Consider the following 23005-nt stretch of genomic DNA (forward strand, 5'->3'; position numbering starts at 1 on the left):
CCCCGGGACCGGGTTGTCGAGGACCTGGCGCGGCCGGGTGGCTCAGGCGAGCTCGCCGCGCGCGAGGCTCACACCCGAGTGGGTGGGGTCGCCGTCCTCGGGCTCGACCGAGATGTCGACGATCCGGTAGCCCTCCTCGATGAGGCCGCGCGGGACCTGGAACTCGCCCGTGTCCCAGTCGGCCAGCACTCCGAGGGCGACCATGCGGGTGCCGTCGACGTTGATCAGCCAGACCTCGTGGAAGCCGTCCTCGTCGCCGAGCTCGCGGGCGCTCACCCGGAGCGTGACCATGTCGTCGACGCTGACGGCGCGCGCGACGCCCCGGTCGGCGTCGCTGTCGAGGGCGGTGAGGTCGGCGGCCGCGACCACCGAGCCGGGGTCCTCCGGCTCCGGGGCGGCGGGCTCGGGCACGGTGACCCGGCCGATGCCCAGGCCGGCGACCAGGGCAACCGCTGCGGCGAGCCCCGCGGCCCACACGGGGATGCGGGGGCCGCGACGGGAGGCGGCAGGGACGGTCGAGGCCAGCGGTCGTACGACGTCGTCAGCGGGCGGAGGGCGGGTGCGGGCCTGCGCCATCACCCGGTCGCGCACCCCGGCGGGCGCGGGCACGAGCGACTCCTCGCCCACCAGGCGGCGTACGTCGGACAGGGCGGCGAGCGTGACAGCGCACTCGCTGCAGGACTCGACGTGGCGGCGCACGTCGGACGGGCTGTCGTCGGGCGCGAGGACGAGCTCGGCCAACCGGTCGGGATCAACGTGACTCACGGCGCACCCCCTCGAGCTGCTGGTGGAGCGTGACCAGGCCACGGCGGACGTGGCTCTTGACGGTGCCGAGGGGCAGGCCGACGGTGTCGGCGATCTCGGCGTGGCTGAGTCCCTCCCAGAAGGCGAGGAACACGATGGTGCGGCGCGGGTCGGGGAGCTCCTCGACCGCCTGCCGGACGACGAGCCGGTCGGCGACCTCCTCGTCGGCGGCCTCCACGACGGCGTGCGCCTCGGGCTGGGCGGCGACCGCCGCGGCGCGGTCGGCGTCGCGGGACCGGGCGAGGCGTACGTCGGACACCTTGTGGCGGGCGATCCCGATCAACCACGCCGGCAGAGCGTGCGGACTGGGGACGAGCGTGTGGCGGCTGCGCCACGCGGCCACGAACACCTGCTGGGTGGCCTCCTCGGCGTCACCGGCGTCGCGGAGGGCGCGGAGCGCATAGGTGTGGACCAGGGCCGACCACCGGTCGTACACCTGCTCCAGCGCGGTCTCGTCGCCCGCGACCAGCCGGGCGGCGAGGGAGCGGACGCCATCGTCCTGCTCCTCCTCGACCTCGCTCATGCCAGTGACCACCGCGCCACCGTAGCGGCGGGACGGGAGGGTGGGGAACGCCACCGTGCTCATCGGCGCTCCCCACCCGTCGTTCCGGTGTCGCTGTCCGGTGACTCAGAGGTCGATCGGACGGAGCACGCGGTCGATGCCGTGCGCGATCTGCTTGTTGCCCTTGTTGAGGTCGAGGGCCTTCAGCACGACCTTCGGGTCCTGGTCGTTCTTGTCCCGGTCCTTGAGCGTGATCGAGAGGCTCGGCTTCGTCTTGATGGAGACCTTGACCTTCCCGCCCTGCGCGGTGGTGAGCTTGGCACCGTCAGCCTTGAGCACCTTGCCGCTGGTCAGCGTCTTGCCCGGGACCACGTGGTAGAGCAGGATCGTCTCGATGGTGTCGACGCCGGCGAGCGCGACGAGGGACTCGAAGATCTTCTTCTCGCTCTTGATGGTCTGACCGGTGAGGTCCTTGGCCAGGAGACGGAACGCCTGGTCGGTCGGGGCGAACACGGTGAGGCGCTGGCTGCCGTCGGCGATCAGGGCGACCGGGGAGCCGGGCTTCGCGCCGACCACGGCGAGCGCCGCCTCGGTCACGATGTCGAAGTCGGCCTTGTTCTTGTCGAACTGGTCGCCGTCGGAGGTGAGCAGCGCGGCGAGGCTGTTCTCACCCGGAGCCACCTTGGCGGAGGCCGCGGGTGCGGTCGCCGAGACGGCGCCGAGCGCGAGGGCCGAGGTGGCGAGCAGTGCGGATACGCGTCGCATCATCAGGGGGTCCTTCCTTGGGGGGCGCCGATGCGCGCCCGTCACCCCCTTCTCCGCACGAGACCCACCACTGGATGCACCCGGGCCGTAGATTTCTCCCATGGACCTGATCCCCAAGCCCGACCAGGTGATCGCAGCGGCCGGCAACGTCGCGCACACCCTGCTGTACGGCGGGCTGGCCGACCTGCGGCCGATGCCCCGCACCCTGATCGACGACGGGGAGCTGCGCGAGGTCTACCACTACCGTCCGGCCCCCGACGTTCTCGAGTCCGGCGACCCCGTGCTGCTCGTGACGCCGCTGGCCGCACCGGCCCTGTGCTTCGACCTGCGCCGCGGCTGCTCGCTGGTCGAGCACCTGGTGTCACAGGGCCGCCCGACCTACCTGCTGGAGTACGGGCAGGTGTCGTTCAAGAACCGGTCGCTCGGCATGGAGCACTGGGTCGACGACGTCCTGCCCGATGCCATCCGCGCCGTGCACGAGCACTCCGGCGGTCGTGGCGTGCACCTCGTCGGCTGGAGCCTGGGCGGGATCTTCGCGATGCTCGTCGCGGCCGACCGGCAGGACCTGCCGATCGCGTCGCTGACCATCCTGGGGTCTCCCGTCGACGTGACCAAGGTGCCACTGGTCGCCCCGGTGCGACCACTCCTCAACCTGACGACGGGCACGGGCGCCATCACCCGGGCCTACCGGGCACTCGGCGGCATCCCGACGCCGCTGGTCAACTGGGCCTTCAGCGCCGCGTCCGCGCAGAAGATCGTCACCAAGCCGCTCGCCGTGCTGACCCATCTCGACGACACCGACTACCTGGCCCAGATGGAGGCGGTGTCCCGGTTCATGTCGAGCATGACCGCCTACCCGGGCCGGACCTTCGGCCAGCTCTACCACCGCTTCGTACGGGGCAACTCGCTCGCCCGGGGCCAGATGGAGCTCGGTGGTCGCACGATCGACCTCGCCGCGATCGCGGTCCCGGTGCTCGTCTTCGCGGGCAACACCGACGGCATCGCGCCGCTCCCGGCCGTCCGCGCCGTCGTGCCGCTGCTGACCGGCTCCCCCCGCGTCAGCTTCGAGGTGGTGCCGGGAGGCCACCTCGGCATGCTCACCGGCCGCGCCGCCCGCGGCACGACCTGGCAGGTCATCGACGAGTGGGTCGACGAGTGGTCGGCCGGCGCGGTGCCGTCGCCGCCGAAGAAGCCTGCCCGCAAGTCCCCCGCGAAGAAGACCGCCGCCGCCAAGAAGACCCCCGCCAAGAAGACCCCCGCCAGGAAGACCGCCTCCGCCGGGACCATCGGCTCCAATCCCTCCCGACGCTACGGCTCGTCGGGGTCGCGGGCGCTGGGCCAGCGGTGACGACTGCGGCCGAGCCGGCGCGGCTCTCGCGCGGCGTACGGATCGGCTACGGCAGCGGGTCCGTCGCGACCGGCGCCTTCGGCACCGTGCCCGGCCTGATGCTCCTGCCCTACCTCACCGACGAGCTCGGCATCGCGGCGCTGTGGGCGGGCGTCATCGTGTTCCTCCCCAAGGCGTGGGACGTCGTCCTCAACCCGATCGCCGGCCGCGTCAGCGACCGCACGGTCGACCCGGCCGGGCCGCGCCGGCCGTGGCTGATCCGGGCCGGACTGATGCTGGCAGGTGCCTTCGCCCTCATCTTCGCCGCGCCGGACCTCGGGAGCTCGGTGCTCGAGGCCTCGTGGGTCCTGGTGTTCTTCGTGCTGGCGGCCTCGGCGTACGCCTTCTTCCAGGTGCCCTACGTCGCGATGCCCGCAGAGATCACGACGTCGTACGACGAGCGCACCCGGCTGATGACGTGGCGCGTCGCGATCCTGGCGTTCACGATCATGCTGGCGGGCGCCACCGCACCGGTGATCCGCGACGCGGTCGGCGGACGCGACGGCTATCGCGTGATGGGCGTCGTGATGGCGGTCCTCATCGTCGTCGGCGTGGTGAGCGCCTGGTGGGGCACCCGCCACGCGCCGGTCGGGGCGGTCGCCGCAGGCGCGGGCTCGTTGCGCGAGCAGCTGCGGATCGTCGGTCAGGCACGCGACTTCCGGGTGCTGCTCGCCACGTTCGTGCTGCAGGCGCTGGCGACCGGCTGCATGCTCGCCGGCGTCGACTACCTCGCCGGCGACGTGCTCGAGAGCTCGGGAGCCGCGACCGTCCTGTTCGTCTGCTTCGTCGGGCCGGCCCTGCTGCTCACGCCGGTGTGGACCGCCGTCGGGATGCGGATCGGCAAGCGTCGGGGCTACGCCATCGCCTCGGTCGTGCTCGCGGCGGGCGCGCTCCTCGCCGCCACGGCGCGGATCGCTCCTCCGGCCGTCGTGTTCGCGGCGACCGCGCTGGTGGGCGTCGGCTACGCCGGATGCCAGGTCTTCCCGATGGCGATGCTGCCCGACGCCGCCGCCGTCGACTCCGCGCGCACCGGGGAGAACCGCGCCGGTGTGTACACCGGCGTGTGGACCGCCGGCGAGACCCTTGGCCTGGCCCTGGGGCCGGCGGTGTTCGCCGTCGTCCTCGCGCTCGGCGGCTACCTGTCCAGCGAGGGCCGCGAGATCACCCAGCCGGACTCGGCCCTGACGGCGATCACCCTGGGCTTCTCGCTGCTGCCCGCGGCCCTGACGCTGCTCAGCCTCTGGTGGCTGCGGCAGTACACCCTCGACGCCACCGAGGTGGCGGCGGCTGAAACCGAAGGAGCACTCGCGTGAGCGACCCACTCGCTCGCCTGCGGGCGATGCAGGGAGCGGACCTGCCGGTGCACGGCGGCCGAACCCTGGCCTACGTCTACGACGCCGGCGACCCCGAGATCGACCGGATCGCACGCGAGGCGGTGGCGGCCTATGCCGGGTCCAACGCGCTCGACCCGACGGCGTTCCCGTCGCTGCTCCAGATGGAGAACGAGCTCGTCGGCTTCGCCTGCGGCCTGCTCGACGCACCGGACACGGCCGTCGGGACGGTGACCTCCGGCGGAACGGAGTCGATCCTGCTCGCCGTGCAGGGCGCGCGGGACAGCCGACCCGACGTCCTACGGCCCCGGATGGTGCTCCCCAGCACCGCGCACGCCGCGTTCCACAAGGCCGCGCACTACTTCGGCGTCGAGGCGGTCCTGGTGCCCGTCGGTCCCGACTTCCGCGCCGACGCCGCGGCGATGGCCGCCGCGATCGACGACGACACCGTGCTGGTCGTCGCCAGCGCACCGTCGTACGCGCACGGGGTGGTGGACCCGGTGACCGAGATCGCCGCAGCCGCGGCCACCCGCGGGATCCGCTGCCACGTGGACGCCTGCATCGGCGGCTGGGTGCTGCCCTACGCCGCCCGGCTGGGGCGCGCGGTGCCTGCGTGGACCTTCGCCGTCGAGGGCGTCACGTCGATCTCGGTCGACACCCACAAGTACGCCTACGCGCCGAAGGGCACGTCGCTGCTGGTGCACCGCAACGCAGCACTGCGCCGGCTCCAGTTCTTCGCATCCGCTGCGTGGCCGGGCTACACGATGCTCAACACGACCACGCAGTCCACCAGGTCGGGCGGCCCCATCGCCGGCACCTGGGCCGTCGTCGAGCACGTCGGCGACGAGGGGTACGTCCAGCTCGCGGACCTCGCGTTCGCGGCGGTGGACGCGATCGTCGCGTGCGTCGAGCGGGAGCCGGCGCTGCGGCTCGTGGTGGCGCCGGACTCGACCCTCGTCACGCTCGCGACCGACGACTCGCTGGACCCGTTCACACTGACCGACGAGCTGGTGTCGCGCGGGTGGTACGTCCAGCCGCAGCTGTCGTTCGCCGACGACGGCCCGAGCATCCACCTCTCGGTGAGTGCCGGGACGCTGGCCCACGTGGAGGAGTTCGCCTCGGCCCTGACCGAGTCCGTCGCTGCAGCCCGGTCCGTGGGGCCGGTCGCCGTGGACGACGGGGTGGTGGCCTTCATCGCCGCGCTGGACCCGGCCGCCCTGAGCGACGACGACTTCGACGGTCTGCTGGCAGCATCCGGTCTCGTCGGGGCCTCGGCCGACGGCGACCTCGAGCTTCCGACGCGGATGGCGGAGGTCAACGCGATGCTCGACGTGGCGTCCCCCGCGATGCGCGAGGCACTGCTGATCGCGTTCCTCGACCGGCTCCAGCGACCGGACCGGCCGACGACAGGGGTCTCGTCGTGACTGCCCTGGCCGGCCTCGTCGACAAGGGCCTGGTCGCACCCGACTGGGCGCAGGCGCTGGCACCGGTGGACGAGCAGATCGCTGCGATGGGTCGTTTCCTGCGCGAGGAGCTGGCGGCCGGCCGCGGCTACCAGCCGTCGGGCGACCTGGTCTTCCGCGCCTTCCGGCGCCCGCTGGCCGACGTACGCGTCCTGGTCGTGGGTCAGGACCCCTATCCCAACCCGGCCCACCCGATCGGCCTGAGCTTCGCCGTCGAGCGCCGGGTGCGACCGTTGCCGCCGAGCCTGCGCAACATCTACGCCGAGCTGCGCGACGACCTCGGCATCGAGCCGCCCCAGCACGGCGACCTGTCCGCGTGGGCCGACCAGGGGGTGATGCTCCTCAACCGTGTGCTGACGGTCCGCCCGGGAGACTCCAACTCCCACCAGGGCAAGGGCTGGGAAGCCGTCACCGAGCGGGCGATCACTGCGCTCGCCGAGCGCGGCGGGCCCTGCGCCGCGATCCTGTGGGGCAACCCGGCGCAGAAGCTCAAGCCCCTGCTCGGCCCGATCCCCTGGGTGGCATCCGCGCACCCGTCACCCCTGTCCGCCCACCGCGGATTCCTCGGCTCCAGGCCGTTCAGCCAGGTCAACCACCTGCTCGAGGAGCAGGGCGCGTCACCGGTGGACTGGACCCTTCAGGAATAGATCGTTGAAATCTGTACTATAGAGGATGTCATGACTGCTTCCATGCCTGCGCTCTACATCGGCCACGGTGCGCCGCCGCTGCTCGACGACCCGATCTGGTCGGGACAGCTGGCCGCGTGGTCCCGGGACCTGCCGCGCCCCACAGCCATCCTCATCGTGAGCGCCCACTGGGAGTCCGCCCCGGTCAGCCTGACCGCGAGCCACGCTCCGCTGGTCTACGACTTCGGCGGATTCGCGCCGAAGTACTACCAGATGACCTACGAGACGCCGGATGCCACGGCGCTCGCGCAGCGGGTCGCGGCGATGATGCCCGACGGCGAGCCGGTCCACCAGCACGCGACGCGCGGGCTCGACCACGGCGCCTGGGTGCCGCTGCGGATCATGTACCCCGACGCCGACATCCCGGTGCTCCAGATGTCGCTGCCGACCGACGACCCGCACCGCCTGATGAAGCTCGGCGAGCGGCTGCGTCCGCTGCGCGACGAGGGCGTGCTGATCATCGGGTCGGGGTTCCTGACCCACGGGCTGCCGTTCCTCAAGGAGTTCCGGATCGAGGCGGAGGCGCCCGGCTGGTCGACCGACTTCGACCTCTGGGCCGCCGATGCGCTCGCCCGCGGGGACGTCGACCTGCTGTCCGACTACAAGGCCAAGGCGCCCGGAATGCCGTACGCCCACCCGACGGTCGAGCACTACACGCCGCTGTTCGTCACCCTCGGCGCGGCGACGGCCGCCGACGCTCCAGGCATCCAGGTCATCGACGGCTACTGGATGGGGCTCTCGAAGCGTTCGCTCCAGGTGGCCTGACGGGTCGTCGAGGCACGAGGCGGCACGACGTCAGGCCAGATCGAGCAAGCCTGGTCAGGGAGATACCGTGAGCACGTGCGCGTCCTCTCGATCCAGTCCCACGTCGCCTACGGCCACGTCGGCAACTCCGCAGCCGTCTTCCCGCTCCAGCGACTCGGCCACGAGGTGTGGCCGGTCCTCACGGTGAACTTCTCCAACCACACCGGCTACGGCGCGTGGCGCGGGCCGCTCATCCCCGCCGAGGACGTCGCCTCGGTGATCACCGGGATCGGCGAGCGCGGTGCCTTCGAGACCTGCGACGCGGTGCTCTCGGGCTACCAGGGTTCGCCGGAGATCGCGGACGTCATCGCCGACGCGGTCGCGCAGGTCAAGGCAGCCAACCCCGCGGCGACGTACACGTGCGACCCGGTCATGGGCAACGCAACGTCGGGCTGCTTCGTCAACCCGGCGATCCCCCCGAAGTACCGCTCGACGGTGATCCCGGTCGCCGACGTGCTGACGCCCAACCAGTTCGAGCTCGGGTTCATCACCGACAACGACGGCCTCAGCGGCTCGTCGTCCCTCGACGACATCCTGTCCGCGGCCGACGAGGTCCGCGCGCTCGGCCCGGCGACGGTGCTGGTCACCTCGGTGATCCGCGACGGCGCCCCCGAGGACTCGATCGAGATGCTCGCGGTGACCGAGCACGGCGCCTGGCTCGTGACCACGCCGCGGCTGCCGATGAAGGCCAACGGCTCGGGCGACATCACCGCCGCGCTCTTCACCGCACACCTGCACGGCACCGGATCTGCGGCCGACGCCCTGGCACGCACGGCCTCGTCGGTCTTCGCAGTGCTCAAGGAGACCCTCGACTCCGGCGAGCGCGAGCTGCGGCTGATCGCCGCCCAGGACGCCATCGCCGCACCGGCGTGCGAGTTCGAGGTCCAGCAGGTCCGCTGAGGGACCGAGCAGATGGATCGTGGAGCTCGCGTGCTGGATGTCAGCACACAAGCTCCACGATCTCGTCGGAGCGGAGCCGGTGACAGGAGTCGAACCCGCGACATTTTCTTTACAAGAGAAACGCTCTACCAACTGAGCTACACCGGCGTGCGTCCGAGGACGCGGCGGCAATCCTAGTCAGCACTTTCGGGCTGCGAGGATGGACCCCGTGAGCCTCCTCCACCTCCCCCACCACGACGGCTCCCCGCTCCACGTCTCCGACGAGGCGCCGGCGCTGGGCGACACGGTCGTCGTCCGGGTGCGTACGAGCGCCCAGGACCCCGTCGACGCGATCTGGCTGCGGACGACGTACGACGCCGAGCCGGTGTTCCACCCCACGACCGCCACCCGCGAGGGCGACGTCGTGTGGTGGGCGGGTGAGCTGCCGGTGCACAACCCGGTGACGCACTACCGCTTCCTGCTCGTCCGCGCCCTCGCGGACGGGCAGAGCGAGCAGGAGTGGCTCACCGGCGCGGGCCTGGTCGCCCACGACGTGCCCGACTCCGCCGACTTCCGGCTCGCCGCCTACGCCGCGGCTCCCGACTGGGGCCGTGACGGAGTCGTCTACCAGGTCTTCCCCGACCGCTTCGCGCGCTCCTCGGCGGCCGCCGGCCGCCCCACCCCGGACTGGGCACTGGCGGCGGAGTGGGACGAGGAGGTCGCGTTCGAGGGCCACGACCCGCGCACACCGATGCAGCTCTTCGGCGGCGACCTCGACGGCATCACCGAGCACCTCGACCACATCGCGGAGGTCGGCGCCGACGTCGTCTACACGACGCCCGTCTTCCCCGGCGAGAGCAACCACCGCTACAACGCCACCACCTTCACCGAGGTCGACCCGCTGCTCGGCGGCGACGAGGCGTACGCCCGGTTGAGCGCCGCCGTCCACGCGCGGGGCTGGCGGATCCTGGGTGACCTGACGACCAACCACACGGGCGACACCCACGAGTGGTTCCTGGCCGCCGCCGACGACCCCGCCAACCCGCACCGGTCGTTCTACTACTTCGACGACGACGGCTCGTACGCCTGCTGGATGGGCCACGGCACGCTGCCCAAGATCAACCACGCCGACCGCGACGTGCGGCACGCGATGGTCGAGGGTCCGGACTCGGTGGTGGGCCGCTGGCTGCGACCCCCGTACGACGTCGACGGCTGGCGCATCGACGTCGCCAACATGACCGGACGCCTGGCCGACATCGACGTCGCGCACGAGGTCGCCCGCGCCGTGCGCGCCACCGCGGCCGAGCTCCGTGCGGACCCGTGGGTGATCGGTGAGCACAACCACGACGCGACCGGCGACGTGGACGGCGACGGCTGGCACGGCACGATGAACTACTCCGGCTTCTCGTGGCCCGTCTGGTCCTGGCTCCGCGATCCCGGCTCCCCCGCGCGCGCCTTCGGTCGCCCCGTGCCCGTCCCGCGACGCGACGGGACGGCCGTCGTCGACACGTTCCGGGCCTGGCAGGGCACTCTCGGCTGGCGGGCGACCGCGTCGAGCTGGAACATCCTCGGCTCCCACGACTCCGCGCGGATCCGCACCGTCGTGGGCGGGGACGCGGCTGTGCACCGCGTCGCGGTCGGGCTGCAGTTCACCCTGCCCGGCGTCCCGATGATCTTCGCCGGCGACGAGATCGGCCTCGAGGGGGTCAACGGCGAGGACTCCCGCCGCACCATGCCGTGGGCCCGTCGCGAGGAGTGGGACCGCGCCACCCTGACGACGTACGCCGACCTCGCCGGGCTGCGGCGCTCGCACCCGGCCCTCCGCCGCGGCGGCCTGCGCTGGGCGCACGTCGATGCCGACACGATCGCCTACGTGCGCGAGCACCCGGAGCAGTCGGTGCTGGTGGTGGCGCGACGGGCGGCGGCCGGCGCCTTCGACCTGCCCGTGGGACCGGCCCGGCACCTGTTCGGGTCTGAGATGGGCGGCGGCGATCTCGCGCACGCCGACGGCCGTGTCGAGGTGCCGGCGTCGGACGGGCCGCGGTTCGACGTGTGGGAGCTCAGCAGCGAGTGACCCCGGCCTCGGCGCCGCGCTCGGTCTGCCCCGCTGGCTCCACCACCATGCAGGCAGTTCGCCCTCGATCCTGCACGTGTGAGCGTGGCCGACCGGACCCTCGGGCCGAACTGCCGTCACGGTGCTCCCCCGTCGGCCTCGCGCCCGGCGCAGACGCGCGTTCCCGAGGGCATCGGCGGGGCTCCCTCCAGCCCCTCCAGCCCTTCCAGCCCCAGGGGTGGGGGAAGTCTGTCGGAGGTGGGCCGTTGCAACGGCCGAACCGCGCGGGAGTCACCGCTCAGGCGGTGACTCCCGCAGGGGAACCCCCGCGACTAAGGTCATCGCCATGGCCATGCGGATCGTTGCCAGCCGGCCGGACCCGGCCATCCTCACCCTGCCGTGGGACCTGCCGCTCGAGGAGTGGTCCGACGACGTCGTCGTCCCACTGCCGCGGGGTCTCTCGCGCCACATCGTGCGGATCGTGCGCCTGCGCGACCGGGTCTACGCCGTCAAGGAGACGCAGGACGACATCGCGTTCCGGGAGTACCGGATGCTGCGCAACCTCCAGCGCATCGGCGTGCCCGCCGTCGCCCCCCAGGGCGTGGTCACCGGCCGTGAGGGCAAGGACGGCCAGGAGCTCCCTGCGGCGCTGATCACCCAGCACCTGCAGTTCTCCCTCCCCTACCGCAGCCTGTTCAGCCGCGGGATGACCGCGGAGCACGTCCCGACGCTGATCGACGCCATCGTCGTGCTGCTCGTGCGACTGCACCTGGCCGGCTTCTACTGGGGCGACGTGTCGCTCTCCAACGTGCTGTTCCGCCGCAACGCGGGCGAGTTCGCGGCCTACCTCGTCGACGCCGAGACCGGTGAGCTGCACGACGAGATCAGCGACCGGATGCGTGAGTACGACATCACCGTCGGCTGCGAGAACATCTTCGCCGAGCTGATGGACCTCAGCGCCAGTGGAGCCGTCCAGCAGCCGATCGACGGCTTCGCGATCATCGACCACCTCCGCTCGCGCTACGAGGCGCTGTGGGGCGAGCTCACCGGGCTGGAGGAGTTCAGGGCCGACGAGATGTGGCGCATCGAGCGGCGCGTGGAGCGGCTCAACGACCTCGGCTTCGACGTCGACGAGCTCGACATCGTCACCGACCTCGGGGGCGACTCGATCCGCATCCAGCCGAAGGTCGTCGACCTCGGGCACCACACCCGGGAGATCCAGGCGCTCACCGGCATGACCGTCGAGGACAACCAGGCCCGGCGGCTGCTCAACGACCTGGCCTCCTTCACCGCCCACTACGACCTCGGTCGCGAGGACCGCCACCTCGTGGCGAGCAAGTGGATGCACCAGATCTTCGAGCCGATCATGGCGCTGATCCCGCCCGATGCGACCGGCAAGCTCGAGCCGGCCGAGATCTTCCACGAGATCCTCGAGCACCGCTGGTACCTCTCCGAGCAGCGCGGCACGGAGGTCGACATCCACGAGACGGCACGCGACTACATCGCCCGCTTCCTCACCGCGAAGCCCGACGAGGCGATCACGGGCGAGGAGTAGGCCAGGGAGCAGGTCACACCACGACGCGCGGGCCGCGCGCTCCAGCCACCAGCGCGCAGACCGGCGTACGTCGTCGTCGAGCGTCGGGTCCCGGACGATCTGCGCGAGGGCAGGGTGACCGCTCATGCCGGCGGCGTAGGTCGCGGCACGCGAGGTGGCCGGGTCCGCCAGCGCCCGGCGTACGTCGTCGCGGGGCAGGTGGACGCCGGACGCCCCGACGATCCGGAGACCGGCCGAGCGGAGCACCGGGTCCGGGGAGCCCAGCCACTCCTGCGCCGGACCCACCGTGCGTCCCGCCAGCCCGCCGAACAGGCGACGGGCCATCCGGTGCCGGATGCGCTCGTCCGGCTCGTCGTCCACCAGCGCCGCGAACCGCTCCCACGTGGGCACGGCGATGGCCGGCAGCGCGCCGAGCAGGAAGTGGCTGGTGACGGCCCGCGTCTCCCAGTGCCCGTAGCCGGCGTCGAAGACCAGCCGCGTCAGCACCGGTTGGTCACCCACGCCGACCTCGCTGCCGACAGCTGAGGCGAGGGTCGCGCAGCGACGCCACTGCCGGTTGGCCTCGACGCGGTCGAAGCGCTCCACGTGCGGTGCTGGCGGCAGCCGACGGCGGGGCGTCAGGCCGAGCGAGCGCCAGGTGTCCACCGGCACCAGACGGACGAGGTGGGCGATCCACTCCTCGTTCTCCGAGCCGGGCTCGGACAGGTCGAAGGCGGCCATCAGCGACGGCGCGACGCCCGGCCAGAACGATCCGGGGGGACTGATCTCCGCCATGTTCTCCAGCGCCAGTGCAGCGCACGAGCCGACGTAGGACCGGCCCCCGGTCAACAGCTCGAGGCACCACTCCACGGCCTCCGGCGTCACGGACTCACCCATCGCGCTGAAGAGGTCGGCCAGGCCCTGGGCATGGGGGTGCGCGACCTCCTCCCGCGCCGCGCGGAGGACGAGGAAGCCGTAGTCGCTGCACCGGACGTGGGCCAGGGCCTCGTAGCGGGTGGCGTAGCCGGGCCCGCACGAGCGGCCGAGCTCGTGCACGAGTCGTCGGACGAGGCGGCGCGCGAGCGGGACCGGCAGGCCGATGGTGCCCGGCACCGAGATCGCGCGGGCCCAGCGCAGCCACTCACCACCGGTCACGGGGTCGCCGGCATCGAGCCGCTCGATGAGGTCGGAGAGCGCGGACGGGTCGGTGCCGGGTGTTCCCGGTCCGGCGTCCGGCGGGCTGTCCCACGGGAAGGTCCTGGCCATCGAGTCGATGGGCGCGCGCAGGGAGCCGTCCGGCAGGCCGAGCACCCGCTCGTAGGCGTCCACGAGCGATCCGTCTCGCAGCCGGCCGGTCTCGACGCGGAGGAGACGCGCAGGAGTCGTCCCGACCCGATCTGCGACCGTCGAGATCGCGCTGTCGTCGAGGGAGGACGTCAGCCTCGCCATCTGCATCGTCCACGCGATCCGTGCCGCCACGTCGATGGTGGTGCCGTTGAGCGCCGTCTCGTCGTCGAGGACGGTCGTACGGGGCGCTTCGGACACGCCGTCAGTGTCGGAGCGCAAGGATCCCCTGACACCGAAATCCCACGATCCGATCGTCAAGAATCCCAGCAGGATCGGACGGTGCTCCTCAGCCCGGCTCGACGGGGGTGTAGTCCCCGACCAGCCACGACCCGTCGGTGCGCAGCCGCACCCACTGCAGGCCGACCGGGCGTCCGTCGGCGTAGGTGATCAGGCTGACGTCCGCGTCGCGCCGCGGCTTGCTGCCGAGCGCGATGGCGTACGCCGCTCCGCCGGTCGTGCCGTTGGTCCAGGTGTAGCCGGTGGAGCCGTCCTCGCCCTCGACGGCCTCCGGACCGGCCTGCACGTGGGTGTGCCCGCCCACCACGAGGTCGACACAGCCGCGGGCCAGGGCCTCGCGGCCGAGGTTGGCGTCGTGGACCAGGACGGTGCTCACCCGGTCGCCGTCCTCGGCGACGGAGCAGGCCGCGTCGGCCAGGCGGTCGCCGACCTCGGTGAAGCTGAGGCCTGACTCCTCGCGCCAGTTGCCCAGGCCGCTGCTGCGCGGGTCGTCGACACCGAGGAGGGTGCCGCCCCAGGGAGCGTCGACGGGCTCGCCGTCGAGCATCGTCCACCCGAGGTCGGCGAGGTAGGAGCTGACGAAGGTGCCGTGGTCGTGGTTGCCGGCCACGCCGAAGCGGTCCCAGTCGTCGAAGGCGCCGGCCAGCGAGTCGAGGCTGAAGGCCTCCCATGGCTGCCCGGTCGAGGTGTCGTCACCCGCGTCGAGCACGACGGTGGCACCGGCGGCCTCGCCGATGGCACGGGCGACCCGGTCCATGCCGATGTTGTCGTGGCGGTCGCTGACCAGGAGCGCGACGGTCTCGCCCTCCTCCGCCGCGCGGACGTCGAGCTCAGCGGCCCCGTCGGCCGCAGTGGAGTAGAACTCCTTGCTCCTGTCATAGGTGTCGACGGCGCTGAGCACGAGCCGCTTGCTCTCGGTGGTGACCGGACCGGTCCGGATCTCGATGTCGCGGACCTCGTCGGGGAGCACCACGTCGGCCCCCACGAAGTCGTCGAGGGTCTGCCACTCCCCCTGCTCCTCCTGCGTCTCCTCGCTCGACTGCCAGGGCTGCCAGACGAGCAGCGGCAGGACGAGCAGCAGCCCGAGGGCGACCAGTCCCTGCCGCGTGCCCAGCCCCCGGAAGAGCTGGCCGCGCCGGTGACGTCCGAGCAGCAGGAAGACCGCGACGGGCACCAGGCCGATCCCGAGTCCGCGGACCGCGGCCGCCACCGCCATGTCGACCACGACACCCTGCACCTTGTCGACCTGCGCGGTCGGGTCGCCGGCGATGTAGGCGTAGCGCTCGACGAGCTTGTCGACCGAGCCGACCTCGGTCTTGCCCAGGGTCAGCGTCACCCCGATCGGCCCCACGTCGCGGAACCGGAAGTCCGGCAGCAACGGTCCCGTCTGGACCACCGCGTCGCCTGCCATCGTGGGTCGTACGACGGTGTCGTGGCCGACCAGCACCACCGTGCGGCTGCTGTTGAGGAACAGCGACGCCGCGACCGTGAGCCCGAGCACGATGCTGAGGGCAGCCAGCAGGGCGCCGACGAGCAGCCGGCGCGGAAGGGTCATCGCGGGAGACGAGCCTGCGAGATCGAGTAGAGGGCGACGGATGCGGCGACACCGGCGTTGAGCGACTCCAGCTGGCCCGCCATCGGGATCGAGACGATCTGGTCGCACGTCTCGGCGATCAGGCGCCCGAGACCCTTGCCCTCCGACCCGACGACCACGACGAGCGGCCCGTCGGCCAGACCGTCGGGCGCGACCAGCTCGGGGAGCGAGATGTCACCGTCGGCCGCGAGGCCGACGACCATGCAGCCCGCCTCCTGGTAGGCCTTGAGCTGGCGGGTCAGGTTGACCGTCTGCGCGATGGGCAGCCGGGCCGCCGCACCGGCGCTGGTCTTCCACGCCGACGCGGTCATGCCGGCGGCACGCCGCTCGGGGATCAGCACGCCGTGCGCGCCGAAACCGGCCGCCGAGCGCACGATGGCGCCGAGGTTGCGGGGGTCGGTGACCGAGTCGAGCGCCACGATCAGGGCGGGCTCCTTGGCCTCGTCGGCGCGGTCGAGCAGGTCGTCGGCGTGGGCGTACTCGTACGCCGGCAGCCGGGCGGCGAGGCCCTGGTGCACGGCCCCGCTCGTCATCCGGTCCATCTCGTTGCGGGTGACCTCGAGGAGCTTGACGCCCTGCTCGGCGGAGAGCTTGAAGGCCTCGCGGAGCCGGTTGTCGCGCTCGGCGCCCTCGGCGACGTAGATCGCGGTGACGGGGACGCCGCCACGCAGCAGCTCGACGACGGAGTTGCGGCCGGCGGCCCACTCGGCGTCGGTGGAGTTGCGACGTCGCGTGCCCTGCCCCTGCTTGGACTTGGCGCGCTCCGCCTTGGCGGCGTCCTTGTGGGCCTGGTGGTAGGGCCGGTCGGTGGCCTTGGGCGTGGGCCCGCGGCCTTCGAGACCACGGCGCACCCGGCCACCCGAGCCGGCGGTCGGGTTGCCCTTGCCGGTCTTCTTGATGGCGCCCTTGCGCTTCGAATTACCAGCCACGGAGTGACTCCTTTCGGTGATTGAGGAGGGCGCGCGGCGCCCGTCTCGAAATCCCTGCCACGTCACACGCTCCACTTCGGTCCGGTCGGGGTGTCCTCGACCTCGATGCCTGCTGCTGCGATCTGGTCGCGGATGGTGTCGGCGCGGGCCCAGTCCTTGGCCTCGCGCGCCGCGGTCCGCTCGGCGAGGAGGCCCTGCACCAGGGCATCCACGACGGCGGAGAGCTTGTCGTCCGAGCTGTCCGTGGCCCACGCCTCGTCGGCGGGGTTGAGGCCGAGCACGTCGAGCATGGCGACCACCTCGCCGAACTTCTGGCTCAGCGCCTCCGACGCCCCGTCCGCGAGGAGCTTGTTGCCCTCGCGGACCGAGTCGTGGATGACGGCGACCGCAGCGGGGGTGCCGAGGTCGTCGTCCATGGCGCGGATGAAGGTGTCGGGCATCGCGGCGAACCACTCCCCGACGGCCGGCGCGGCCCGGTCGAGGAAGTCCTCGATGCGTCGGAACCCCTTGGCCGCCTCGTCCAGGGCCTCGAAGGAGAACTCGACGTGCGAGCGGTAGTGCGCGGCCACCATGTAGTAGCGCAGCTCGATGCCCCGCACGCGCTTGAGCACCTCGGGGATGAGCAGGGAGTTGCCGAGCGACTTGCTCATCTTCTCGCCCGCCGTGGTGATCCAGGCGTTGTGCAGCCAGTAGGACGCGAAGGGGCGCCCCGCGGCGCGGGACTGCGCCTGCTCGTTCTCGTGGTGGGGGAAGCGCAGGTCGACGCCGCCGCCGTGGATGTCGAAGGCGGGCCCGAGGTACTTGCCGGCCATCGCCGAGCACTCGATGTGCCAGCCCGGACGACCGGGGCCCCACGGGGACGGCCAGGCCGCGGTGGCCGGCTCGCTCGCCTTCTTGTGACCCTTCCACAGCGCGAAGTCGCGGGGGTCGCGCTTGCCGCGCGGGTCGGCGTCGCCGGCAGGCTCCATGTCCTCGATGCGTTGGCGGGTCAGCTCGCCGTAGGCCGCCCAGCTGCGCACGTCGAAGTAGACGTCGCCGCTGCCGTCCTCGGCGGCGTACGCATGTCCGCGCGCGACGAGCTGCTCGATCAGCTCGACGATCTCGGGGACGTGGCCGGTGGCGCCGGGCTCGTAGGTCGGCGGCAGCACGTTGATCGCGGCCAGGGCGGAGTCCAGCTCGCGCTTCATCGCGGCGGCCAGGGCGTACCAGTGCACGCCCTGGTCGGCCGACTTGGCCAGGATCTTGTCGTCGATGTCGGTGACGTTGCGGATGAAGTCGACGTCGTAGCCGGTGGCGGCGAGCCAGCGCCGGAGCACGTCGAAGTTCACCGCGGACCGCACGTGGCCGACGTGCGGCTCGGACTGCACCGTCAGGCCGCAGACGTAGATGCCCGCCCTGCCCGGGACGAGGGGGACGAAGTCGCGCGCCTCGCGCGTCGCCGTGTCGTGCAGCCTCAGAGTCACCCGTCGAGTCTAGGGGCGTCGAGGCCCGCGCCCCGATTCGCTGGGCGTAGCGCGACGAGCGAGGAATGTGACTCGTGGGACGGGTGAGGCCCTGCGGGGTTATCGTCGTGCGGTGCTCCGACGCCCCGCCGCCCTCGCCCTCGCCCTCCCCCTGCTGCTGAGTGGCGCGCTTCACGCCCCGGCCGGGGCCGACCCCGCGCCCTCGAGCCGCCAGCGAGCCACGCCCCAGGTCGCCCTCGCGTCCTGGAACACCTACGCCGACCTCAAGTCCGGCCAGCGCAAGGGCCTGAAGATGGGCCGCGGGCAGGTGTCCCTGAAGACGCCGAAGCCCCGGACGGTGGCCGGGCGGTCGTACGAGGCCGGCACCTGGACCTCGCCCTGGGCCACGCCGGGCTTCGGTGCGACCGCACTGATCCCGACCTGGGAGGCCACCACGCCCGGCAAGACCCTGGTCCGCGTCGAGGTCCGCGCGCGGGCCGCCGACGGCACCACCGGCACGTGGGACACGGTGGCCGACTGGTCCCGCACCGGGCGGCCGGTCCCGCGCACGACGTACTCCGGGCAGGCCGACGACCTCGGGCGCGTCAGTGTCGACACCTGGTTCGCCACGACCGCGGTCACGTCCTGGCAGGTCCGGGTGACGCTCATGCGACCGAAGGGCTCGAGCCTGGGCGTCAGCCTCGAGCGCGTCGGCGCCGTCGCCTCCGCGGACGCGTCGACCCCGCGTCCGACCTCGAAGCCCGGCCCCGGCGTCGGCACCGTGCTGCCGGTGCCGACCTACTCCCAGATGGTGCACAGCGGGCACTACCCGCAGTGGGGCAGCGGCGGGGAGGCGTGGTGCTCGCCCACGTCGACTGCCATGGTGCTCGGCTACTACGGCATCTCCCCCACCCCGACCGGCATCGCCGCCGGCCACGTCGACCCCGTCGTCGACCACACCGCCAAGATGGTCTTCGACCACGGCTACGACGGCACCGGCAACTGGGCGTTCAACACCGCCTACGCCGCGACCCTCGTCGCCGGCGACTCCTACGTCACGCGGATGCGCGACCTGCGCGAGGCGGAGGACTACATCGCGGCCGGGGTGCCGCTCATCGTGTCCGTCGCGTTCGGTCGCAACCAGCTCACCGGGGCGCCGATCTCCGCGAGCAACGGCCACCTGCTGGTCGTGGTCGGCTTCGAGGCCGACGGCGACGTCGTCGTCAACGACCCTGCGGGCGCGACCAACGCCGAGGTGCGTCGCGTCTACGACCGTGCGGAGTTCGAGCGGATCTGGATCGCCGCGTCCGGCGGGACGGCGTACGTCATCCGCAACAGCTGAGGCCCTGCTGGATCAGGAAGCGCTGATCTCGATGGCGTGCAGGCCGGTCGAGCCGTCAGGGTCGGGACGAGCGATGGCGCTCGTCTGGGTCTCGCCGTCCTTGCCGACCGCGCGCACGCGGACCTCGTGGTCGCCCTCGCCGACGTCGAGGGTCACCGCCCACTGCACCCAGGTGTCCACCGACGGCACCTCGCCGAGCTCGGCCGGCTGCCACGCTCCGCCGTCGACCTGCACCTCCACGCCGTCGATGCCGGTGTGCTGGTGCCACGCGACGCCGCCGAAGGTGACCTCGCCGGCGGCGACTTCGTCGCCGGAGCGGGGTACGTCGATGCGCGAGGCGATCTTGACCGGGCCCTCGGCCGACCAGCCCTTGGTGGTCCAGTAGCCGACCGCGTCGGCAAAGGTGCTGACCTCGTAGTCGACGACCCACTTGGTCGCGGAGACATAGCCGTAGAGCCCCGGCACGATGGTGCGCACCGGGAAGCCGTGCTCGATGGGCAACGGGCGCCCGTTCATCGCCACCGCCAGCATCGCGTCGCGGTCGTCGGTGAGGGTCTCGAGCGGAGTCGCGCAGAACCAGCCGTCGTGCGAGGTCTGGAGCACGCAGTCGGCCTCGGCGCTGACGCTCAGGTCGGCCAGCAGGTCCGCGATCCGTACGCCGCTCCAGCGGGCGTTGCCGACGAGCCCGCCGCCGACCTCGTTGCTCACGCAGTTGAGGGTGATCCAGGACTCGGTCATCTGCCGCGCGACGAGGTCGGAGTAGCTGAGCGTCACCTCGCGGTCCACCAGCCCGTGGATGCGCAGCGACCACTCGTCGGGCTCGATGGTGGGCAGCGCGATCGTGGTGTCGATCCGGTAGAAGTCCTCGTTGGGCGTCTCCCACGGTGCGATGCCGGGCAGACCCAACGAGGTCGCGGCCGGCGCCTGGCGGCGGGTGACACCGGGGATGCGCAGGAGCCGGCGGCTCACCTCGACGTGACGACGTCCCGCCCCGACGAAGCGGCCTGCGACGGCGATGCCGACGGACGCGACGGCGACGACGCCGGCGACCATGAGGAAGACCCGTCGCTCGTGCGACTCCAGCTCGGGCCGGCGCTGGCCCCGGTGGAGTGCATCGGTCAGGGCCGAGTGGACGGTGACCCAGGTAACCAGGCCGACCACGACGGGCAGCGCGTCGACCACGCCGGCGGCGCGCTGGAGCAGGACGGAGGCCAGCCCGAGTCCTGCCAGGGCGAACCAGACCAGCATCGGCCACCACCACCCGCGGCGGGCCAGGAGCCCGGCCCCCGCGAAGCAGGCGAGGAGGAGGACGAGGATGCCCGCGACTAGGGCCGGCTTGTCCCAGTGCCCCAGGACCGAGATCGCGCGCTCCGCGGCAGCACCGGGGGTGAGCTTGATGACCTGCTCGGCCACCGCCACCACTGGGGACTCGCGGATGGTGAGCACCATCGCCGTGGCATAGCTCGTCGCCAGTCCGGCCAGTCCGGCGAGGACTCCGGACAGCACCCAGGGCGTACGGCGTGTGGTCACGGGTCCATTGTGGCGCGCCCTCGGGCATGATGCCGACGTGACGTCTCCCCACGCCGATCCCGCTCCCGGACCGCGCATCGGCATCGGCACCGACGTGCACCGTCTCGTCCCCGGAGTGCCGATGCACCTCGCCGGGCTCTCCTGGCCGGACGAACCGGCCGGACTCGAGGGGCATTCCGACGCCGACGTGGCCGCGCACGCCGCGTGCGACGCCCTCTTCTCGGCCGCCGGCCTGGGCGACCTCGGCACCAACTTCGGCACGGCCGAGCCCGAGTGGGCGGGTGCGTCGGGCGCGACCCTGCTCGCCGAGACCGCCCGCCGGGTCCGGGCCGCGGGCTGGGAGATCGGCAACGTCGCGGTCCAGGTGATCGGCAACGTTCCCCGCCTCGGACCCCGTCGTGACGAGGCGACGACCGCCCTGTCTGCGGCGGTGGGGGCGCCCGTCAGCCTCTCGGCCACGACGACCGACGGCCTGGGCCTGACCGGGCGCGGCGAGGGCGTCGCCGCGATCGCCACCGCCCTGGTCACCCGCTGATGGCCACCGCGGTCGTCATCCTGGCCGCCGGCTCGGGCAGCCGGGTGGGCGCCGAGGTCAACAAGGTGCTCCTGCCGTTGCGTGGCGCAGCCGTCCTGGCGTGGTCGGTGCGCACCGCCCTGGCGCTGCACGACGTACGACGCCTGGTGCTCGTCGTGCGCCCCGAGGACCGGGCCGCCGTGGCGGACGCCGTCGCGCCGCACCTGGGCGAGCGCGAGGTGCTGGTGGTCGACGGCGGCGCCACCCGGCACGCCTCGGAGTGGGCGGCGCTCCAGGTCCTGGCCGACGACGTCGTCTCGGGCGACGTGGACGTGGTGGCCGTGCACGACGGCGCCCGGCCACTGGCAGGGACCGCGCTCTGGGAGGCCGTGATCGACGCGGCGCGCACGGTCGGCGGCGCGATCCCGGTGGTGCCGGTGACCCAGCTGCTGCACGCCGACCTGACCCCCGTGACCGACGAGGTGGGCGCGGTGCAGACGCCGCAGGCGTTCCGCGCACCCGAGCTGCTGGCCGCCTACCGGTCGGCGGCGCGCGACGGATTCGAGGCCACCGACACGGCGGGCTGCGTGGCGGCGTACGCCGAGCTGGCCGTCGCAGCGGTGCCGAGCAACGCGCTCAACCTCAAGGTGACCTTCCCCGAGGACGTGGCCCTGGCGGTGGAGCTCAGCCCTCGAGGGTCGTGAGGGCGTCGAGCAGGCGTACGTCCTCGATCGACGCCACCCGTCGGCCCTCGGCGGGCGCGGGGACGGTCTGCACGACATGACCTGCAGCGGCCAGGTCCGCCACGGCCTGCGCCAGGTCGCTCGACGGACACGCCGCGAGCTCGGCCACGACGTGGGCCGGGACCACCAGCGGTGAGGTCACCGCGACCAGCGACTCGCGGTCCAGGGTCTCGCCGACCCGGTCGTCGTCGAGGACCTTCACGGTGTCGGTCACCGGGCGCACCCCGACGACCACGCTCCCGGACGCGCGTGCCTGCTCGAGGCACGCGGCGATGAAGGACGGCGGGGTCATCGGGCACAGCGCGTCGTGGAGCACGACGTCGCGGCCCGCGTCGACGAACGCCTCCCACTCGACGACGGCGTCGACCAGGTCGACCCCGGACTCCCCCAGCGCCCAGGCCGCACAGACCACGAGGGCCTCACCGTGCAGCAGCGCGTAGGGGAGCGACCCCCGATCGTGGTCCAGAACGAGACCGAGGCCCCTGGGAACTTCATCCCAGGGGCCTCGGTCGATGGCGTTGCTGTTCAGGAGGCGAGCACCTCGTCGAGGATGGCCTCGGCCTTGTCCTCGTTGGTCTTCTCGGCCAGGGCCAGCTCCGAGACCAGGATCTGGCGCGCCTTGGCCAGCATCCTCTTCTCGCCGGCCGAGAGCCCACGGTCACGCTCGCGGCGCCACAGGTCGCGGACGACCTCCGACACCTTCATCACGTCACCGGAGTGCAGCTTCTCGAGATTGGCCTTGTAACGACGCGACCAGTTGGTCGGCTCCTCGACGTGGGCGGCCCGCAGCACGTCGAAGACGCGGTCGAGGCCTTCCTTGTCGACGACGTCACGGACGCCGACGAGATCGAGGTTGCAGGCCGGCACACGAACCACGAGATCCTGCTGGGCCACAATGCGGAGGACCAGGTACTCCCTGTCCTCCCCCTTGATGGTGCGGGTCTCGATCTCCTCGATGACCGCGGCCCCGTGATTGGGATAGACGACCGTTTCGCCAACGGTGAAAGTCATATGTTTAGTTCCCCTTCCTAGGTGACCATTCTAACACGGGTTCGAATCTCCTCCGGACGCGTTTGTGCAGGTCAGAGGCCCGCCGCGGGCTTGACAGATCGCCGGTTC

20 protein-coding genes and 1 tRNA gene are annotated in these 23005 nt (G+C 72.3%); 11 read left to right on the top strand and 10 right to left on the bottom strand.

Features of this window, described 5'->3' with window-relative positions:
* Positions 1-42: 42 nt before the first annotated feature.
* The 3 genes from BM127_RS10720 to BM127_RS10730 are packed head-to-tail and all read right to left on the bottom strand — an operon-like array spanning position 43 to position 2074.
* Complete coding sequence (locus BM127_RS10720) at positions 43-765, bottom strand: anti-sigma factor (protein ID WP_139227713.1); 723 nt, start codon at positions 763-765, stop codon at positions 43-45.
* A complete protein-coding gene (locus BM127_RS10725; RefSeq protein ID WP_198554240.1) occupies positions 752-1390 on the bottom strand; it encodes an RNA polymerase sigma factor in 639 nt (212 codons plus the stop codon). The genes BM127_RS10720 and BM127_RS10725 overlap by 14 nt, the downstream gene beginning before the upstream one ends.
* A 42-nt stretch (positions 1391-1432) precedes the next feature.
* A complete protein-coding gene (locus tag BM127_RS10730; protein WP_198554241.1) occupies positions 1433-2074 on the bottom strand; it encodes a fasciclin domain-containing protein in 642 nt (213 codons plus the stop codon).
* Between the two features lie 97 nt (positions 2075-2171).
* Between BM127_RS10730 and BM127_RS10735 the strand changes: the two genes are divergently transcribed.
* The 6 genes from BM127_RS10735 to pdxY all read left to right on the top strand — a co-directional run bounded on the left by BM127_RS10735 (position 2172) and on the right by pdxY (position 8642).
* On the top strand, positions 2172-3419 hold the full coding sequence (locus tag BM127_RS10735) for an alpha/beta fold hydrolase (RefSeq protein ID WP_091198457.1): 1248 nt from the start codon (positions 2172-2174) through the stop codon (positions 3417-3419).
* On the top strand, positions 3416-4771 hold the full coding sequence (locus BM127_RS10740) for an MFS transporter (protein WP_091198459.1): 1356 nt from the start codon (positions 3416-3418) through the stop codon (positions 4769-4771). Before BM127_RS10735 ends, BM127_RS10740 begins: the two co-directional genes overlap by 4 nt.
* Positions 4768-6213 (top strand): pyridoxal phosphate-dependent decarboxylase family protein, encoded by a 1446-nt coding sequence (locus BM127_RS10745; protein ID WP_198554242.1) that lies wholly within the window; start codon positions 4768-4770, stop codon positions 6211-6213. Before BM127_RS10740 ends, BM127_RS10745 begins: the two co-directional genes overlap by 4 nt.
* Positions 6210-6899: a uracil-DNA glycosylase gene (locus BM127_RS10750; RefSeq protein ID WP_091198461.1), complete on the top strand. Its 690-nt coding sequence runs from the start codon at positions 6210-6212 to the stop codon at positions 6897-6899. The genes BM127_RS10745 and BM127_RS10750 overlap by 4 nt, the downstream gene beginning before the upstream one ends.
* Positions 6900-6929: 30 nt before the next feature.
* On the top strand, positions 6930-7703 hold the full coding sequence (locus BM127_RS10755; protein ID WP_091198463.1) for a dioxygenase family protein: 774 nt from the start codon (positions 6930-6932) through the stop codon (positions 7701-7703).
* A gap of 75 nt (positions 7704-7778) precedes the next feature.
* Complete coding sequence (gene pdxY / locus BM127_RS10760; RefSeq protein ID WP_091198465.1) at positions 7779-8642, top strand: pyridoxal kinase PdxY; 864 nt, start codon at positions 7779-7781, stop codon at positions 8640-8642.
* A gap of 74 nt (positions 8643-8716) precedes the next feature.
* Here the strand turns inward: pdxY and BM127_RS10765 are convergent.
* Positions 8717-8789, bottom strand: a tRNA-Thr gene (locus BM127_RS10765).
* A gap of 61 nt (positions 8790-8850) precedes the next feature.
* Here BM127_RS10765 and BM127_RS10770 point away from each other — a divergent pair.
* Together BM127_RS10770 and BM127_RS10775 are read left to right on the top strand one after the other, a co-directional pair.
* Positions 8851-10695, top strand: a complete 1845-nt coding sequence (locus BM127_RS10770; RefSeq protein WP_198554243.1) for a glycoside hydrolase family 13 protein — start codon at positions 8851-8853, stop codon at positions 10693-10695.
* A 325-nt stretch (positions 10696-11020) separates the two neighbouring features.
* Positions 11021-12229 (top strand): DUF4032 domain-containing protein, encoded by a 1209-nt coding sequence (locus BM127_RS10775; protein ID WP_091198469.1) that lies wholly within the window; start codon positions 11021-11023, stop codon positions 12227-12229.
* A 1612-nt stretch (positions 12230-13841) separates the two neighbouring features.
* On the opposite strand, the gene BM127_RS10785 is transcribed toward BM127_RS10775, so the two are convergent.
* From BM127_RS10785 to cysS, 3 genes are all read right to left on the bottom strand, one after another.
* Positions 13842-15347, bottom strand: coding sequence for a metallophosphoesterase (locus BM127_RS10785; protein ID WP_091198473.1), 1506 nt, complete (start codon positions 15345-15347; stop codon positions 13842-13844).
* Entirely contained in the window at positions 15344-16315 is a 972-nt protein-coding gene (rlmB, locus tag BM127_RS10790) for a 23S rRNA (guanosine(2251)-2'-O)-methyltransferase RlmB (protein ID WP_091198475.1), read from the bottom strand. The genes BM127_RS10785 and rlmB overlap by 4 nt, the downstream gene beginning before the upstream one ends.
* 62 nt (positions 16316-16377) lie before the next feature.
* Complete coding sequence (gene cysS / locus BM127_RS10795) at positions 16378-17778, bottom strand: cysteine--tRNA ligase (protein WP_091198477.1); 1401 nt, start codon at positions 17776-17778, stop codon at positions 16378-16380.
* 112 nt (positions 17779-17890) lie between these two features.
* Here cysS and BM127_RS10800 point away from each other — a divergent pair, with 112 nt between their 5' ends.
* Complete coding sequence (locus BM127_RS10800) at positions 17891-19099, top strand: peptidase C39 family protein (protein WP_091198479.1); 1209 nt, start codon at positions 17891-17893, stop codon at positions 19097-19099.
* Positions 19100-19111: 12 nt separating this feature from the next.
* Here BM127_RS10800 and BM127_RS10805 read toward each other — a convergent pair whose 3' ends face one another.
* Entirely contained in the window at positions 19112-20629 is a 1518-nt protein-coding gene (locus BM127_RS10805; protein ID WP_091198481.1) for a molybdopterin-dependent oxidoreductase, read from the bottom strand.
* Positions 20630-20666: 37 nt separating this feature from the next.
* On the opposite strand from BM127_RS10805, the gene ispF reads away from it, so the two are divergent.
* A complete protein-coding gene (gene ispF / locus BM127_RS10810; protein ID WP_091198483.1) occupies positions 20667-21164 on the top strand; it encodes a 2-C-methyl-D-erythritol 2,4-cyclodiphosphate synthase in 498 nt (165 codons plus the stop codon).
* Positions 21164-21847, top strand: coding sequence for an IspD/TarI family cytidylyltransferase (locus tag BM127_RS10815; RefSeq protein WP_091198485.1), 684 nt, complete (start codon positions 21164-21166; stop codon positions 21845-21847). The genes ispF and BM127_RS10815 overlap by 1 nt, the downstream gene beginning before the upstream one ends.
* Here the strand turns inward: BM127_RS10815 and BM127_RS10820 are convergent.
* Both BM127_RS10820 and BM127_RS10825 read right to left on the bottom strand, forming a co-directional pair.
* A complete protein-coding gene (locus BM127_RS10820; protein ID WP_231263193.1) occupies positions 21828-22298 on the bottom strand; it encodes a 2-C-methyl-D-erythritol 4-phosphate cytidylyltransferase in 471 nt (156 codons plus the stop codon). The genes BM127_RS10815 and BM127_RS10820 overlap by 20 nt on opposite strands.
* 113 nt (positions 22299-22411) lie before the next feature.
* Complete coding sequence (locus BM127_RS10825) at positions 22412-22897, bottom strand: CarD family transcriptional regulator (protein WP_091198488.1); 486 nt, start codon at positions 22895-22897, stop codon at positions 22412-22414.
* Positions 22898-23005 lie beyond the last annotated feature (108 nt).

It is taken from the genome of Nocardioides alpinus (genome assembly GCF_900112035.1).
GTDB classification, from domain to species: Bacteria; Actinomycetota; Actinomycetes; order Propionibacteriales; family Nocardioidaceae; genus Nocardioides; species Nocardioides alpinus.